The organism is Alphaproteobacteria bacterium, from assembly GCA_016870095.1.
In the GTDB taxonomy this organism is placed as follows: Bacteria; Pseudomonadota; Alphaproteobacteria; order Paracaedibacterales; family VGCI01; genus VGCI01.
The window spans coordinates 99,843-114,860 of record VGCI01000003.1; the positions used below are offsets into that span (position 1 = coordinate 99,843).

At 40.3% G+C, this 15,018-nt stretch carries 14 protein-coding genes and 1 tRNA gene; 14 read left to right on the forward strand and 1 reads right to left on the reverse strand.

Annotation, left to right across the window (positions count from 1 at the left end; translation table 11 throughout):
• The 8 genes from FJX03_03295 (at position 1) to FJX03_03330 (ending at position 6,162) form a co-directional block, all read left to right on the forward strand.
• Positions 1-528 carry a DUF177 domain-containing protein gene (locus FJX03_03295; GenBank protein MBM3632719.1) on the forward strand — a complete coding sequence of 176 codons (528 nt, stop codon included), beginning with the start codon at positions 1-3 and terminating at the stop codon, positions 526-528.
• Between the two features lie 512 nt (positions 529-1,040).
• Positions 1,041-1,244 carry a 50S ribosomal protein L32 gene (locus tag FJX03_03300; GenBank protein MBM3632720.1) on the forward strand — a complete coding sequence of 68 codons (204 nt, stop codon included), beginning with the start codon at positions 1,041-1,043 and terminating at the stop codon, positions 1,242-1,244.
• Positions 1,245-1,274: 30 nt separating this feature from the next.
• Positions 1,275-2,291, forward strand: a complete 1,017-nt coding sequence (gene plsX / locus FJX03_03305; protein ID MBM3632721.1) for a phosphate acyltransferase PlsX — start codon at positions 1,275-1,277, stop codon at positions 2,289-2,291.
• Between the two features lie 4 nt (positions 2,292-2,295).
• Positions 2,296-3,276, forward strand: coding sequence for a ketoacyl-ACP synthase III (locus FJX03_03310; protein ID MBM3632722.1), 981 nt, complete (start codon positions 2,296-2,298; stop codon positions 3,274-3,276).
• A gap of 29 nt (positions 3,277-3,305) precedes the next feature.
• Positions 3,306-3,596, forward strand: coding sequence for an integration host factor subunit alpha (locus FJX03_03315; GenBank protein ID MBM3632723.1), 291 nt, complete (start codon positions 3,306-3,308; stop codon positions 3,594-3,596).
• A 139-nt stretch (positions 3,597-3,735) separates the two neighbouring features.
• The gene (locus FJX03_03320; protein ID MBM3632724.1) at positions 3,736-4,647 is read left to right on the forward strand and encodes a hypothetical protein; all 912 of its coding nucleotides are present in this window, start codon (positions 3,736-3,738) and stop codon (positions 4,645-4,647) included.
• A gap of 127 nt (positions 4,648-4,774) precedes the next feature.
• Positions 4,775-4,851 (forward strand) — tRNA-Pro (locus tag FJX03_03325).
• A 96-nt stretch (positions 4,852-4,947) separates the two neighbouring features.
• Positions 4,948-6,162, forward strand: coding sequence for an acetyl-CoA C-acyltransferase (locus FJX03_03330; protein ID MBM3632725.1), 1,215 nt, complete (start codon positions 4,948-4,950; stop codon positions 6,160-6,162).
• Between the two features lie 10 nt (positions 6,163-6,172).
• Here FJX03_03330 and FJX03_03335 read toward each other — a convergent pair whose 3' ends face one another.
• A complete protein-coding gene (locus tag FJX03_03335) occupies positions 6,173-7,414 on the reverse strand; it encodes a hypothetical protein (GenBank protein MBM3632726.1) in 1,242 nt (413 codons plus the stop codon).
• 223 nt (positions 7,415-7,637) lie between these two features.
• Here FJX03_03335 and FJX03_03340 point away from each other — a divergent pair, with 223 nt between their 5' ends.
• The 6 genes from FJX03_03340 to FJX03_03365 all read left to right on the forward strand — a co-directional run bounded on the left by FJX03_03340 (position 7,638) and on the right by FJX03_03365 (position 14,861).
• Entirely contained in the window at positions 7,638-8,228 is a 591-nt protein-coding gene (locus FJX03_03340) for a methyltransferase domain-containing protein (GenBank protein MBM3632727.1), read from the forward strand.
• The gene (locus FJX03_03345; GenBank protein MBM3632728.1) at positions 8,180-8,911 is read left to right on the forward strand and encodes a methyltransferase domain-containing protein; all 732 of its coding nucleotides are present in this window, start codon (positions 8,180-8,182) and stop codon (positions 8,909-8,911) included. Before FJX03_03340 ends, FJX03_03345 begins: the two co-directional genes overlap by 49 nt.
• A 172-nt stretch (positions 8,912-9,083) precedes the next feature.
• The gene (gene nuoL, locus FJX03_03350; GenBank protein ID MBM3632729.1) at positions 9,084-11,066 is read left to right on the forward strand and encodes an NADH-quinone oxidoreductase subunit L; all 1,983 of its coding nucleotides are present in this window, start codon (positions 9,084-9,086) and stop codon (positions 11,064-11,066) included.
• Positions 11,063-12,655, forward strand: coding sequence for an NADH-quinone oxidoreductase subunit M (locus FJX03_03355; GenBank protein ID MBM3632730.1), 1,593 nt, complete (start codon positions 11,063-11,065; stop codon positions 12,653-12,655). Before nuoL ends, FJX03_03355 begins: the two co-directional genes overlap by 4 nt.
• Positions 12,652-14,124, forward strand: a complete 1,473-nt coding sequence (nuoN, locus tag FJX03_03360) for an NADH-quinone oxidoreductase subunit NuoN (GenBank protein ID MBM3632731.1) — start codon at positions 12,652-12,654, stop codon at positions 14,122-14,124. Before FJX03_03355 ends, nuoN begins: the two co-directional genes overlap by 4 nt.
• A gap of 8 nt (positions 14,125-14,132) precedes the next feature.
• Positions 14,133-14,861: a biotin--[acetyl-CoA-carboxylase] ligase gene (locus tag FJX03_03365; GenBank protein ID MBM3632732.1), complete on the forward strand. Its 729-nt coding sequence runs from the start codon at positions 14,133-14,135 to the stop codon at positions 14,859-14,861.
• Positions 14,862-15,018 lie beyond the last annotated feature (157 nt).

A 15,018-nucleotide genomic window follows, 5' to 3' on the forward strand; every position in this document is an offset into this window, starting at 1 on the left:
ATGGAGTCGGATCCAAATATTGAATTCAGTCGAATTGTCCTTTTTGATGAAATCGGGGCAACAGGTGCAAAATATCACATAGAAGCCAAAGAGGAAGAGTGTCGAGGTCTGACAAGACGGTTTCAACTCGTGGCTATTCACTTTTTGAAAGCTGATTTTGAATTGTTTCAGGAATCAGAGCCTGGCTGTTACCGAATTGAGGGAACAGTCGTTGGGGATGTCATTCAAAGTTGTGTATCAACACTTAAAGATGTGCCGGCCCAAGTTCATGTGATTGTTAATATTCTGTTACGTCCTTCTCGGGAAGAAAATAAGGATGAAGAGTTTATCATTGACTTAGAAGATGAACGCGACATTGAGTATTATACTTCAGAATCCATTGATTTAGGTGAGACAGCTGCTCAATATCTTTATTTAAATTTAGATCCTTTTCCCCATGCACCTGGCGCCCCAGAATTTTCTCAAGACGAGAGTAAAGAGACCTTAAGTCCCTTAGCGCAAGCATTAGAAGTATTAAAAAAGAAGTAGAAAGAATGATAGTAGATAAAAATTTAAGAGATGATTTTATTATAACTATTAATATTAAAAAGTTTTTTAAGGGGTTCAAAACTTGCTTCAGAGACATCAACATAAATATATAAATTTCTCATTCTCTGTTTCTTTGTATTCACTAGTGTTCCAGTAAGTTATGGCCTTGAAAGTCCTGATGAATCTGAAAGGGCCAATGCGGATCAAATTACTTTACCCCAGTGAATGCTCCCTCAGTCCAAAGTAAACTGAATCTCCAACAACGGGGAGGTGTGATCAACAGGTTTTTACAGGGGTATTTTAATAACTCAGAAGAGGGAGATTCATTTTTTTAAATTGTTCGTCTAGAATTTAAAAGCCCGATTTTAAGGTCTTATAGGGTTAACTTTAAGCTTTTATCTAAGTTTTCTTTTTTGTTTTGAATTGCCTTTTGTGCTTGCTCTTTGGGTGAATTTGCGATAAAAACTGTAGCAAGACTGTCTGAAATCTATGTTATCTGGAGTTTTAAAAGAATGGCTGTTCCAAAGAAAAAAACATCAAAGTCTCGTAGAGATATGCGCCGTGCGCATCATGCTCTGACATCGATTCATAGTGGTGAATGCCCAAATTGTGGTGCTCGTAAGCTTCCGCATCATATTTGTGGATCTTGTGGCCATTACAAAGGGCGGCAGGTTGTTTCCAAGTTGGAAGCTCAAGCTGACCAACAAGACACATAAGGTGATCTTTCCTTTGGGAGGAACCTTATAATGTCATTTGTAATATCATTGGATGCAATGGGGGGAGATTCAGCTCCCCAAATTGTTATTGATGGAGCCGCCAAAGCTCTTTCCAATGGCTTAAAATGTACTTTTCTCGTATTTGGTGACGAGCATAAAATTAATCCTTTCCTATTAAAACATCCCCAGTACAAACAATATTTTAAGATTATTCATACGGATGAAGTCATTACAAATGAAATGAAAGTGGTTGTAGCGATTCGCACTCTTCCCAAATCAAGTATGCGTATGGCTATTGATGCTGTCGCGAAAGGTGAAGCTGCCGCTGTCGTTTCTGCGGGAAATACGGGTGCCTACATGGCTTTAAGCAAGTTGCTACTTAAAACTTTCGAGGGGATTGATCGCCCCGCTCTGGCTACGACGATCCCAACTTTGACGGGTCAAGCTCTTGTCATGGATTTTGGCGCAAACGTAGAGTGTACCTCTGAAAATATCACTCAATTTGCAATTTTAGGTCATGTCTTTGGTCAAAGGTTATTAAAAAAGGCCAGTCCAACGATTGGATTGCTGAACGTGGGTACGGAAGAAGTAAAGGGCAATGCCATTGTTCAAGAAGCGGCACAAAAAATACGTAACTTGAAGCATTTGAATTTCCATGGATTTGTGGAAGGTGATGACATTACATCTGGCACGACAGATATAGTCGTGACAGACGGATTTACGGGTAATGTTGCTTTGAAGACCATGGAAGGCACAGCAAAACTCATTCAAAAAATGTTAGAACAGTCTTTGCGCCAATCTTGGCGTGGTAAATTGGGGTATTTAATGGCTAAAGGTGCCTTTCAAAATATGAAAAATCGTATTGATCCTCGTATGCACAATGGCGCCCTATTTTTAGGCTTAAAAGGAATAGCTGTGAAAAGTCACGGGGGTATGGATGCATTTGGATTCGCCAATGCAATTCGTGTTGCAGCTTCTCTAGCTTCAGATGCAGCCTCAGGGCAAATTGCAGAGGATTTAGAACGCTTTTTAAAAGAAGAAAAATAATACAATGGCTATTCGATCAGTTGTCAAAGGGTGTGGGGCCTATCTTCCTAAGCAAATTGTTACAAATCATGATTTGGCTGCAACAATGGATACCACCCACGAATGGATTGTAGAACGTACCGGCATTCACCAACGTCATGTAGCTGCAGAAGGAGAGATGACTTCTGATTTAGCAACCCAAGCGGCATCTCAAGCTCTCCAGCGAGCAGGCATCCAAGCCGACAATATAGATTTAATTGTTTTGGCGACCACAACAGCTGATGATACCTTTCCAGCTGCTGCTGTTACTGTCCAAAAAAAGCTAGGGGCACATAACGCTTTTGCATTTGACGTTCAAGCGGTCTGTTCTGGTTTTGTTTATGCTTTAAGTGTTGCTGATAATTTTATCCGTTGTGGTCAAATTAAAACCGCTCTCGTGATTGGGGCCGAAACGATGTCACGGTTGCTTGATCCGACAGACCGGGGAACAGCAGTCTTGTTTGGGGATGGAGCAGGAGCTCTTGTCCTTCAAGCTGAGCAAAATGCTGACTCTGAATCATTTTCTCAGCGAGGCATTTTGTCCACACATCTTTATTCAGATGGACGATGTCGAGATGCATTATATGTTGATGGAGGCCCGGGTCGAGGCGGCTCAATTGGATACATAAGGATGCAGGGTCGTGAAGTTATGAAGTGCGCCGTAGAAAAAATTGGGGGTGCTGTTAAAAAAGCACTTGAATTTCATGGGCTTACCCCTCAAGATATCGACTGGTTCGTCCCTCACCAAGCGAACATACGAATCATAAATGCTGTAGCAAAGCATTTTGATTTGCCACCGGAGCGTGTTGTCATAACCGTTGATAAACACGCGAATACATCTGCGGCTTCCATCCCCTTAGCTCTGGCTCAGGCAGAAGCAGATGGAAAAATTTTAACGGGGCAGTTGGTTGTTATTGAAGCAATGGGTGGTGGATTTACCTGGGGATCTGCCTTAATAAGGTGGTAATGAATAACTAAAAAGAATGGAGAATTATGATGACAGCTGAGACAGTAACTCGGGCTGATTTAATTAACAAAATAACCCAAGATAATAAATTGACACGTCAACAAGCTTCTGAAATTTTGAAAAAAACCTTAGAAGAAATTGAAAAAGCTTTGGCTAAGGGAGATCATGTGAAAATTTCCTCTTTTGGAACGTTTTCTATTCTTCAAAAGAAAGAACGAGTTGGGCGTAATCCTCGCACGGGCAAAGATGCTAAAATCTCACCTCGTCAAGTGATTAGCTTTCGAGCCTCTCCTGTTTTCAAAAAGTCCGTCGGAAAATAATTTTTTCTGGATTTTTGAAACGGCACTCTAAAAAGTTATAAGCATTGACCAACTACCCTATAAAATTATATATAATATCATCTAAATTTAAATTTAAGATTACTCAACAAAATATTTAAACCCGTAAGGAAAATAAAATATGAAACTCCTTAATTTAAACAAACTGCTTTCCATAATTTCCCTATCAATTATTTTAATGAACTCAGTTTTAGGCAATACGCCTGAACTCATTCCAGGTCAATTTGTAGATGGGCACCTCAAAAATTACTCCGAGGAAGAGCGTCGACTTATTGATGATGAGCTTAACAATATCAGCCAACTTTGTTTTCGGGGTCAAAAACCTTCTGTGAATCAGTTAATTTACGTTGCGACAGCGGGAGGGCCTGGTGCGAGTAAGTCAACAATTCTGGAAACGTATTTGCAAGAAAACTCTGAGTTTGTTTATGCCGATCCTGATCAAAGAGCATTGAAATTTATGATTAATACATATCTTCAGTCTCTAACGAATTATCAAATCAGCAGAACACCTTCTTATCGACTTTTACTAAATTCAGCTTATGAAAAGTGGCGTGCTGGTTCAAATTACATAGCATGCAAGATTCTAAATAATGCATATACGCAAAATTACAATATTGCGCATGGAACAACCTCCACAGCCAAAGAAATAAGTAGTCTCTACGAGAGATTAAAAGAGAGAAAATATAAAATTATTTTGCTGTTATGCGGGTCAACGGATCAAAATCGAATCAATGCGTTGCGTACACGGGCAGAAACGCAAGGATTTGTCCAAAGTTCGGATGAGGATACTATTAATAAAGGAAAAGCTTTTTGGGAAAGGCTACCCGTATATTTCCAGTATGCTGATGAAATACAAATCTATTGGACTCAAGATTTTAAACAAGGGAATATAAAAGCCGCAACTTTTGATAGAGTAAAAGGTTTAAAGATTCTCGACCAAAAAGCCTTTGATAGTTTTGTGAAACAGTATGAGTTAGCGCGTAGCGAAAAAAAGGAATTGGTGCCATTTAAATCGATTGTGCCGATTTTATAGAATTGTAAGACATTCGATCCTGAGAAATATTTCTTAGGATCGAATTTGGTAGAAATAATCAAAGAATCTAATAACCGCAGGTCTTCTCTTGCAATCCCCGGGCTAGATTAGTATATTTCGAAGAAGTCGGAACGTAGCGCAGCCTGGTAGCGCACTATTCTGGGGGGATAGGGGTCGTGGGTTCAAATCCCGCCGTTCCGACCATTTACCCTCAATTTCATTTTTCATAATACTTTCATAGAATCTTAATGAATTTTTCTCTATTATTTAATCACAAGATCTCTAAATGGTTGAATGAATATGACTCAAACTAAGATCACATTATCATTTAATGACAATGATATTGTTATTACAGCGGCAAAACGTACTCCTATGGGTGCATTTCAAGGAGCCCTTTCGGCTTTACAAGCTCCCCAGTTGGGAAGTATTGCCATTGAAGGGGCTTTTCAGGCATCTGCTTTAGATCCAAAAGATATTAATGAAGTGATTATGGGATGTGTTTTACCTGCCGGAATAGGCCAAGCTCCTGCTCGCCAAGCTGCAATTGGAGCCGGTGTCTCCAACACAACACCTTGTACAACGATTAATAAAGTTTGTGGTTCTGGTATGAAAGCGGTCATGAACGCGCATGATCAGATCTGTCTTGATAATCGTCGAATCATCATTGCAGGTGGCATGGAGAGTATGACAAATGCCCCCTATTTGCTGGATCGTGCCCGAGGAGGCTATCGCTTAGGTCACGGAAAAGTGGTGGATCATCTTCTTTATGATGGTTTAGAAGATCCCTATCATCCCGGAAAATTGATGGGGAACTTTGCAGAAGATACGGCAACACACTTCCAAGTGACTCGCCAAGCTCAAGATGATTATGCCATGGAGTCTTATCGTCGGGTACAATTAGCCGCATCAAAGGGATATTTTCAGGCAGAAATAGCTCCCATTGATCTTATTATGGGAAAAAATCGCTTAGAAATACATCAAGATGAGACACCGAGCAAAGTTAAAATTGATAAAATTCCTCATCTCAAGCCTGCATTTCAAGCCAATGGAACGGTGACAGCAGCTAACTCCTCATCCCTTGCGGATGGGGCAGCTGCACTTGTGCTGATGTCGGCGGGAGAGTCAAAGAGACGAGGATTGGAGGCAAAAGCTGTCATCCGAGGGCATGTTTCTCACGCCCAAGAGCCAGAATGGTTTACAACCGCTCCTATAAAAGCTATCGAAAAATTGCTTGAAAACCTAAATTGGTCAACGGAAGATGTTGATTTATTTGAAATTAACGAAGCATTTGCCGTCGTAACAATGGCGGCGATGAAAAAACTAAATATTCCCCACGAGAAAGTTAATATTTGGGGGGGAGCGACAGCCTTAGGTCATCCTTTGGGTGCCAGTGGAGCTCGCATTCTAGTGACGTTGACGCACGCTTTAGAAAAAACGAGGCGTTCGAAAGGAATTGCTGCCTTATGTATAGGTGGAGGCGAAGCGACTGCCATCGCTATTGAACGATTGTCATAAGCCTGTATCTTTAGTTTTTGGCTAAGACTTTGGGCTGATAAAGATTTGGAAATTTGCTCTTAAGAATATTTTTTGCGGCTTCTCCATCTGCAACCAGAATCTCTTTAAAGAGTTTTTCTTGGTCCCCAATCGGCATCTGCAAAACCGTTTGGAAGAGCTTGTTTAGATGGTCTAAATATTCCTTGTCAATCCCTTTAACCCACATGCCCCCGATAGGCGCTGGAAAAGCACATTGTCGTTCTTTTAGGAGTGGTAACATTTTTTGTCCGCCCATAAGGGAAGGAAGATTTTCACTACTAACAAAACCACTTTTAGCGGTATGTTTATTGCCATACATGTTACTGCACGTTGTGCATGGCATACTTCCTTCTATTCCCACCATTAATGCGGATCTGTTTTTATTAAAATTACTGACCTGTAAGTAAGCATGACCGTGTTGAACTTTTGGAGAAACCGTCTTTGTTGAATTATCATACCGAAATCCTTCGGGAGCAATTTCCTGATTAAATTTATCAGGATTACCCACCCCGCCAATAGCAATATTAACTCCCCGATGTTTTCCTGTAATTCCGAGCATCATATTTTTAGGTAAATTTTTCAATCCGCCTAATTTTTTTTCTTTTATTTCTAGTTTTCCATTGAGCATTTCAGCACTAAAACCATGGCTTGCTCCAAGTCGTGTCATATCAATTTGCGGAATTTTCGAAAAATCCCCAGTTAACAAAAGATTATAGAGTGTATTCCCATCTCCAATTTCCATATCAAAAAGAATTCTTTGACCGTGAGATAAAGCGACAGCTAACGGATAAGGCCAGGTTTTTAGAGAAGGTATGTTGTTTGCCTGTTCTGTGAATTGTAAAGGCGCATCTGCTAAAATGAGAAATAGCCTTTTTACAAAATTTTGACGCTCATCTTCTATCATTAATTTTTTGTCGAGACAGGCTTGTGATTTTTGTTGTGCCGGTATAGCCCGTTTGCAAGTGTGAATAGATTTTTCTCGCTCATTTGAGGGAAACATCGTGTTAAAAAAAACAACAATATCTGCTGTAAATTGTTTTGTAAGGGAAAGGGAATCCTTTTTTTCCATTTCAGGCTTTCCTGTTCCCCAGGTTCCGGGAGCAATTTTCCAATCTTGTATTGTAATTTTTGGAGTGCAGACGGGTTGGCTAGTCATAATGGATTGGTCATTAATCTTAGCACTTCCTGTAGAAATTAGGCTTGTAAAAAAGATTATTAAAAGGTTACGTTTCATGTTCACTTCCCGAATTTATGTCGGCACAACTATAAAAATATTATGGGCACAAAAACTTTAATGAGAAGTGAATATTGGTAATATTCTAAGGATGAGAAAAAATTGTTTAAAGGGTTAAATTCATGATTTTTCCAAAATAATTAAAGAAAAAACCCATTCACTTGTTGCGCAAGACCTTAAATCCGTCTATAAAAAAGTCAGTGATTTTCCAAGGGGAGTATAGGTGAAAATCGTGAATGAATCTCAAATAAGACGGGCAGAAAATAGATTGTTTTTTCGTCGGTGGGTACAAAATCCTCGTCAATTGGGTACACTTGCCCCTATATCAGTAAAATTATCCCTACTGGCAGCCAAGCAAGCCGTGAAAAGCTATGTGCCCGGAACCCCTGTCGTTGAGATTGGAGCGGGTACAGGTCGACTCACTCGGGCATTACTGCAGTGCGGTGTTCAACCTCAAGATCTTACCGTAGTAGAACTTGATGGTGAGATGTGTGATTTCATGCGCAAATCTCTTCCCCTTATTACCGTTATAGAAGGGGATGCGAATCAGCTTGCGGAATTAATTAATTCAAAAATTTGTGAAAAAGTTGGGGTTGTTGTATCTGCAATCCCTTTAATGTACTTACCTGAAATTTTACGCAAGTCCCTTATAAATGCAGCATTCGCGGTATTAAAACCCAGTGCAAAAATTATTCATGTTACTTATAGCCCTGTATCTCCCTTAAAGTTTTGGGATGCCATTCAGCAAAGGTGCATTGAGTCAACTTGGATGAATATTCCCCCGGGTTTCGTTTGGCAGTTTCAACAACAATGACGTATAGCGCTCAAGCCAAAAAGGATATTGCACAAGCCAAGCGAGATGAAAATCTCCTTTTTTTCAAACGTCTTTTAAAGAATCCCAAGGCTTTGGGAGCTGTTACACCCAGCTCGCTGGCTTTGGCTAATTTTATTTGTCGTCATGTGGAATCTACCCCTGAAAGTTTTGTGGTTGAAATCGGGGCAGGGACGGGAAGATTCACTCGGGCGTTATTGCGCTATGGCGTCACCCCTACGCAGATTTATGTTGTGGAAATGGACCCAGAGCTTTGCAAATTTTTAACCCAACATTTTCCCCAAGTGACCGTTATTAATGGAGATGCAAGAAATCTTTTGGATATTCTTCCGGCTCACATTATTGGAAAAGTGAGTACGGTCATTTCTGGCATTCCCCTTGTTAATTTGTCCGAAACCATTCAAGCCCATATTGCTGATGCCTGTTTTGCTGTACTTGCCGAAGGTGGGCAAATGTTACAGTTTACTTACGGCCCTATTTCTCCTTTATCCAGTCGCAAACTGGGTTTGCATAAAAAGCGTTTAGGAAGCGTATTTTGGAATTTTCCGCCAGCAGTAATCTGGGCATATAAACGTGCAGAAATGCAAGAAGAAAAATCTCAAGTTTTCATTCGCCGATTACGGAATTTGCGTCGCAAAATTTTGATTAAAGTGAAGCAGAGTTAACCTATAAAAACAGGTTAAAGGCACTGAGTCGTATTTAATGAGCATATTTTTTCTCGTTTTAGCACAATCCGCGCCCCATTGGCGGTAAGCAAATCTCGTGCTAATGTCATATTAATTACAAGTTTTTAGAAGTTTATTGTTGAGTTATTAATGACGCCATGAAAGGGAAGGAATGAATTTATTTCATATTGCTGAAATGGCGCTCATTTCACCATTGGTTGGGTTTGTCATTGCCGGTCTTGGAAGTTTAAATCCCCAAAGCTTTACGGAAGAAGGGTTAGACTTTGGAGATCGATTATTTCAAGTCGTTACTTGTACCTTAATGGGTATTTGTGTTTTGGCGTCTCTTATTTTGTTTCAACAAGTTGGGCTTGGGCACCTGGAGGCTTCAACATTGACGTTGCCCTGGATTCATACGGACCAATTTACTGTTTCGTGGGGCATTAAGCTTGACGCATTAAGTGTCACGATGATGCTTATTGTTTCTCTTGTTTCTTTTCTTGTTCATATTTATTCCATCGGTTACATGAAAAACGATAATTGTATTCCTCGATTTATGGCCTACCTTAGTTTTTTTACTTTTGCCATGTTGGCGCTTGTTACGGCTCCGAACCTGCTCCAGCTTTTTTTTGGTTGGGAAGGTGTAGGGCTCGCGTCTTATTTGCTCATTGGGTTTTGGTACGAAAAGCCTTCAGCAGGGGCGGCTGCTATAAAAGCTTTTGTAATGAATCGGATTGGAGATGTAGGGTTGGCTCTAGGGATATGTGCTATCTTTACTATATTCCAAACCATGGATTTTGAAATACTTTTTAAAGAATTAGCGACTTACTCCACCGGTTCTGCGGGTCGTCCTATTTTTAACTATTTAGGGTTTCCTGTTGACGCCTTAAATTTGATTGGTGCTTTGCTCCTAATTGGTGCAATGGGGAAGTCGGCGCAGCTAGGGCTTCATACGTGGTTGCCAGATGCTATGGAAGGACCTACGCCCGTATCTGCTTTGATTCATGCGGCAACAATGGTAACTGCAGGCGTTTTTTTACTTGTGAGAATGTCGCCCTTATATGAATTAACTCCTCTCATACGGGATTTTATCTGTATTATCGGAGCCTTAACGGCGTTCTTTGCGGCAGCTATAGCGGTTACTCAAAATGATATTAAACGCATCATTGCTTATTCGACATGCAGTCAATTAGGATATATGTTTTTTGCAGTGGGCGTTTCTGCCTATGGTGCGGCCATGTTCCACCTCGTAACCCATGCTTTTTTTAAGGCTCTTCTCTTTTTAGGCTCAGGTGCTGTTATTCACGCTATGTCAGATGAACAAGACATTCGTCGCATGGGGGGAATTCGTGCTATGGTTCCTATTACCTATACAATGATGTGGGTGGGCAATCTGTCATTAGCGGGCATTCCCTTTTTTGCAGGTTATTATTCTAAAGACGCAATATTAGAAGCGGCCTATCTTAAAGGTACTGTTGTTGGTGAAATTGCTTTTGTTTTGGGACTTTTTGTGGCCATAATGACCGCATTTTATTCCTGGCGATTGTTGCTCCTTACATTTCATGGAACTCCCCGTGCGGATGACCGTGTCATGGCCCATGTGCATGAAGTGTCTCAATCCATGAAAATTCCATTATATATCCTAGCCTTGGGGGCGATGGTATCCGGCTATCTGGGGCAAGATTTATTTTTAAACACCGGGTTCTGGGGACATGCTATTCCTTCGGCAAGTTTACATCACGGCGGGGCAAACTTGTTGTCGTATGTGGTGCGGTTTCTGCCCCTTGTATGTGCTATTATGGGAATTTCTATCGCTTACCTATTCTATTATCAAAATCAAATTATTCCTGATCGTTTAGCCCTAAAATGGCCTCGTTTATATAGTTTTTCTCTTAATAAAGGATTTGTAGACGAGGTTTATAATCGGTTGTTTGTGGCTCGGGCTCTAGCCTTGGGTTGGGTATTCTGGAAAAAAGGAGATGAAAAAATTATTGATCGCTATGGTCCGGATGGATTCACAACGGTCTCTATGTTTATTGCCCACCTTGCGGCCCGTTTGCAAACGGGATATGTTACCCATTATGCCTTTGCTATGTTGTTAGGTATTGTTGCTTTAACAACGTGGCTATTAATTTCAAAAGTTTATAACCTATGAACAATCTTCCCCTCCTTTCCGCAATTATCTTTCTCCCCTTAGTTGGCAGTCTTTTTATTTTTGCTATGAAAGGGCAAGAGTCGACCATTGCAAGCAATGCAAGAAATGTAGCCATTTGGACATCTTTTCTAACCTTTGCTTTGTCAATTATTTTATGGATAAATTTTGATGTGAGCCAAATATCATATCAATTTGTTGAAAAGACAAATTGGGTTAAGGATTTAGGTATTCGGTATCATTTAGGAATTGATGGTGTTTCCTTATTTTTTGTATTATTAACAACTTTTTTAACACCTTTATGTATTTTAGCCAGTTGGGATTCTATCCAATTTCGTGTACGGGAATATATGATGGTATTTTTACTGCTAGAAACATTCATGATTGGCATGTTTTGTGCCCTAGATCTCGTCCTGTTCTATGTCTTCTTTGAAGGTGTGCTCATTCCCATGTTCTTAATTATTGGTATCTGGGGAGGGGAGCGTCGAATTTATTCTTGTTTTAAATTCTTTTTGTATACTTTTTTTGGCTCCGTCTTAATGTTAATAGCTATTTTATCTATCTATTACATTACGGGAAGCACAGACCTTCAAGTCGTCATGGACTTCTCCTTTACATTGGCAGCGCAGAGATGGTTATGGTTGGCCTTTTTTGCCTCTTTTGCCGTCAAAATTCCTATGTGGCCTGTTCATACATGGTTGCCGGATGCTCACGTCGAGGCTCCAACGGCAGGATCTGTTATTTTAGCAGGAATCTTATTGAAAATGGGGGCTTATGGATTCTTAAGATTTTCGATTCCATTGTTTCCAGGTGCAACAGTTGTTTTTACTCCATTGATCATGGTTCTCAGCATCATCGCCATTCTTTATGCATCTTTAATAGCTCTTGTCCAAACAGATATGAAAAAATTGATAGCCTATTCTTCTATTGCTCATATGGGTTTTGTGACTTTAGGAATTTTTACACTCAACACCCAAGGGGTGACGGGGGCGATTATTCAAATGCTGAGTCATGGTATTGTTGCCGGGGCTTTATTCTTGTGTGTAGGAGTGGTTTATGACCGACTTCATACCCGGGAAATTGATCGATACGGAGGGCTCGTGTCCCGTATGCCTTTTTATGCACTATTCTTTTTAATTTTTACCCTTGCGGCCATCGGATTGCCCGGAACAAGTGGATTTGTGGGAGAATTCTTGGTGCTTGTGGGTGCATTCCAAATGAATACGCTGGTTGCAACTCTTGCCTCAATCGGTATGGTTTTGGGGGCAAGTTATGCGTTGTGGTTATACCGAAGAGTCATTTTTGGAAAATTAGTTCACGCAGATTTAAAAACGATATTAGACCTCAATTTGCGGGAAGGCATAATTCTAGGCTCACTGGCAGTTTTGGTGTTGTGGTTGGGAATTTATCCGCAGCCATTCTTAAATATTATCAATCCCGCAGTTAAAGAGTTGGTTGAAAATCATAAGGCTTGGGTTCAAGAAGAAGCCTCAAATGTAATAGAAAAAGCGAATGAAAAGGAAAGTTTGAGCCTTCATAAAATTGCGATGCCCAATCCTGATTCTTCGTTTGTGTGGGGAGCGTCTTTATGAATTTGGCTTTTGAGGGTGTAGATTTAAACCTTATTTTTCCAGAACTTGTTCTATTGGGAGTGGCTTTTGTTCTTCTTGTGTTGGGTTTGTATAGGGGCGATTATGCTTTTAATCGCGTAATGCTATTATCCAAAATTGCTTTAGGGGCGGTTCTCGTTCTTGTTTGTGTGATGCCAGCAGAACGTGAAATTGGTTTCCAAGGGGCTTTTGTGAGTGATAGTTTTTCAATCTTGATGAAAGCCCTTATTATATCTTCAGCTCTTATTGTGTTAATGGTGAGCCGAAAGTCTCTAACTTCAGAAGATATTGCTCAATACGAATACCCAATCTTGATCCTGTTTGCTGTTTTGGGAATGATGGTTATGATTTCGGCAAACGACTTGATCAGTTTGTTTATGGGACTTGAATTACAAAGTCTAAGTCTATACGTATTGACGACATTACGTCGAGACGATGCCAAAGCTTCAGAAGCTGGAATGAAGTATTTTGTTCTGGGAGCTCTGTCCACGAGTTTGCTGCTATATGGTTGTTCGTTAATTTATGGATACACAGGAACAACGAATTTTGATGTTATAGCTCATGTCTTGAAAGGAATTCATGATGTTCCTTTGTCTATAATGGTTGGGTTGGTTTTCCTGATGGCTGGGTTGGTTTTTAAAATTTCTGCGGTTCCTTTTCACATGTGGACCCCAGATGTGTATGAAGGATCGCCTATTTCCATTACAACATTTTTGGCCTCAGCTCCCAAAATTGCAGGTTTTGCTCTCATTACACGCGTTTTTATATCCCCTTTTTTGCATTTCGTGGGACAATGGCAACTTATGCTGGGGGCGATCGCAATAGCCTCAATGATTTTAGGAGCATTTGCAGCTCTAACACAACGGAACATCAAACGTCTTTTGGCATATAGTTCTATTGGGAATATGGGATATGCGCTTATTGGCATCGTTGTGGGCACTGAAGAAGGGGTAACAGCAAGTACGTTATATATGCTGTTATATCTCATCATGATTATTGGGGTGTTTGCGTGTCTTCTCAACATTACACGCCGAAGTCAGGAAACAAATAACATTCAAGATCTTAAAGGACTCGTTCGTTTTTATCCAGGAACTTCATTTATTTTAAGTTTTCTCCTATTCTCAATGGCTGGCATTCCCCCTCTTGCAGGATTTCTAGGGAAATTGTACGTATTTAAAGCAGCCGTTGCCGCAAATTTTTACTTTTTGGCAATTGTTGGCGTTCTGACGAGCGTCGTTGCTGCGGCTTACTATCTTTGGATTATCAAAGCTATTCTTATGGATGCCCCAGATTTGGACCGATGGGCGGAGCATTATCGTACTTATCGAAGGGAGCCAGCCATGACTTTTGTTTTGTTGGGGACGGTTGCAGGTCTTCTTTGGATCTTTATTTTCCCGAATCCTATTATTCGCATCACGAACGATGCTGTTGCTTCTCTATTTGATATGTAGAGGATTTATTGTTGAATTACATTCTTCATGAATATCCTGTTGTTGAAAGTACGAATGATGTTGCTAAGAACCTTTTAAAGGAAGGCGCAGGAGAAGGCACAGTTGTTCGAGCGGACCGCCAAACAGCGGGGCGAGGTCGACGAGGACGTGAGTGGGTATCTAATTCCGGTAATTTATACTGTTCTTTTATCCTAAAGCCGCACTGTCCTTTGAGCCAAGTCAATCAACTTTCATTTGTTATGGCTTTAGCCGTTGGCGAGACGATTTTATCTTTCCTATCCTTGCCCGAGAGTTTGTCTTATAAATGGCCAAATGACTTACTTTTAAATAAAGAAAAGGTTGGCGGGATATTGATTGAAACAGAGTCCAGTGGGGGAAAACAAGTTGAAAGTTGTGTGGTCGGTATTGGTGTGAATCTTCTATCAAGCCCTTCTCATATGGCTTATCCCGTGACATCTTTAAAACGGCATGCAAAAGTGACGCCAATTTTAGAGATTTTATTTTCTGAACTTTTGGATCAAATCAAAACTTTCTATCATATGTGGAAACAAGACGGTTTCGAGCTTATTCGAGAAAAGTGGCTGCAAAGAGCTTATTGTCTTGGAGAAGATCTATCTATAGTTGTGGGAGAAAACAAAATCCGCGGAAAGTTTATTGGATTAGATCCCAGCGGTGGGCTTCTTATTAAAAGAGAAGATAATAGCATTGAAACTCTATTGTCGGCTGAAATTTCATGAAATTTATAGAGCTAGAGGTTATTTCAAGATAAGTTCGTTCCTAAACTTTTATAAAGACTTGAAATGGCTTTCTGAACAGCCTATTTAATGAGTAGTGCTCTTGTATCAAAAACAAAAATTTAATCTAGGTATAAAATATAAGTGAAATATAATCCAA

Excerpts from the sequence above, each read along its gene's own strand:
- FJX03_03295 (MBM3632719.1), top strand. The coding sequence starts at position 1 with ATGGAGTCGGATCCAAATATTGAATTCAGTCGAATTGTCCTTTTTGAT.
- FJX03_03300 (MBM3632720.1), top strand. The coding sequence starts at position 1,041 with ATGGCTGTTCCAAAGAAAAAAACATCAAAGTCTCGTAGAGATATGCGC.
- plsX (MBM3632721.1), top strand. The coding sequence starts at position 1,275 with ATGTCATTTGTAATATCATTGGATGCAATGGGGGGAGATTCAGCTCCC.
- FJX03_03310 (MBM3632722.1), top strand. The coding sequence starts at position 2,296 with ATGGCTATTCGATCAGTTGTCAAAGGGTGTGGGGCCTATCTTCCTAAG.
- FJX03_03315 (MBM3632723.1), top strand. The coding sequence starts at position 3,306 with ATGACAGCTGAGACAGTAACTCGGGCTGATTTAATTAACAAAATAACC.
- FJX03_03320 (MBM3632724.1), top strand. The coding sequence starts at position 3,736 with ATGAAACTCCTTAATTTAAACAAACTGCTTTCCATAATTTCCCTATCA.
- FJX03_03330 (MBM3632725.1), top strand. The coding sequence starts at position 4,948 with ATGACTCAAACTAAGATCACATTATCATTTAATGACAATGATATTGTT.
- FJX03_03335 (MBM3632726.1), bottom strand. The coding sequence starts at position 7,414 with ATGAAACGTAACCTTTTAATAATCTTTTTTACAAGCCTAATTTCTACA.
- nuoL (MBM3632729.1), top strand. The coding sequence starts at position 9,084 with ATGAATTTATTTCATATTGCTGAAATGGCGCTCATTTCACCATTGGTT.
- FJX03_03355 (MBM3632730.1), top strand. The coding sequence starts at position 11,063 with ATGAACAATCTTCCCCTCCTTTCCGCAATTATCTTTCTCCCCTTAGTT.
- nuoN (MBM3632731.1), top strand. The coding sequence starts at position 12,652 with ATGAATTTGGCTTTTGAGGGTGTAGATTTAAACCTTATTTTTCCAGAA.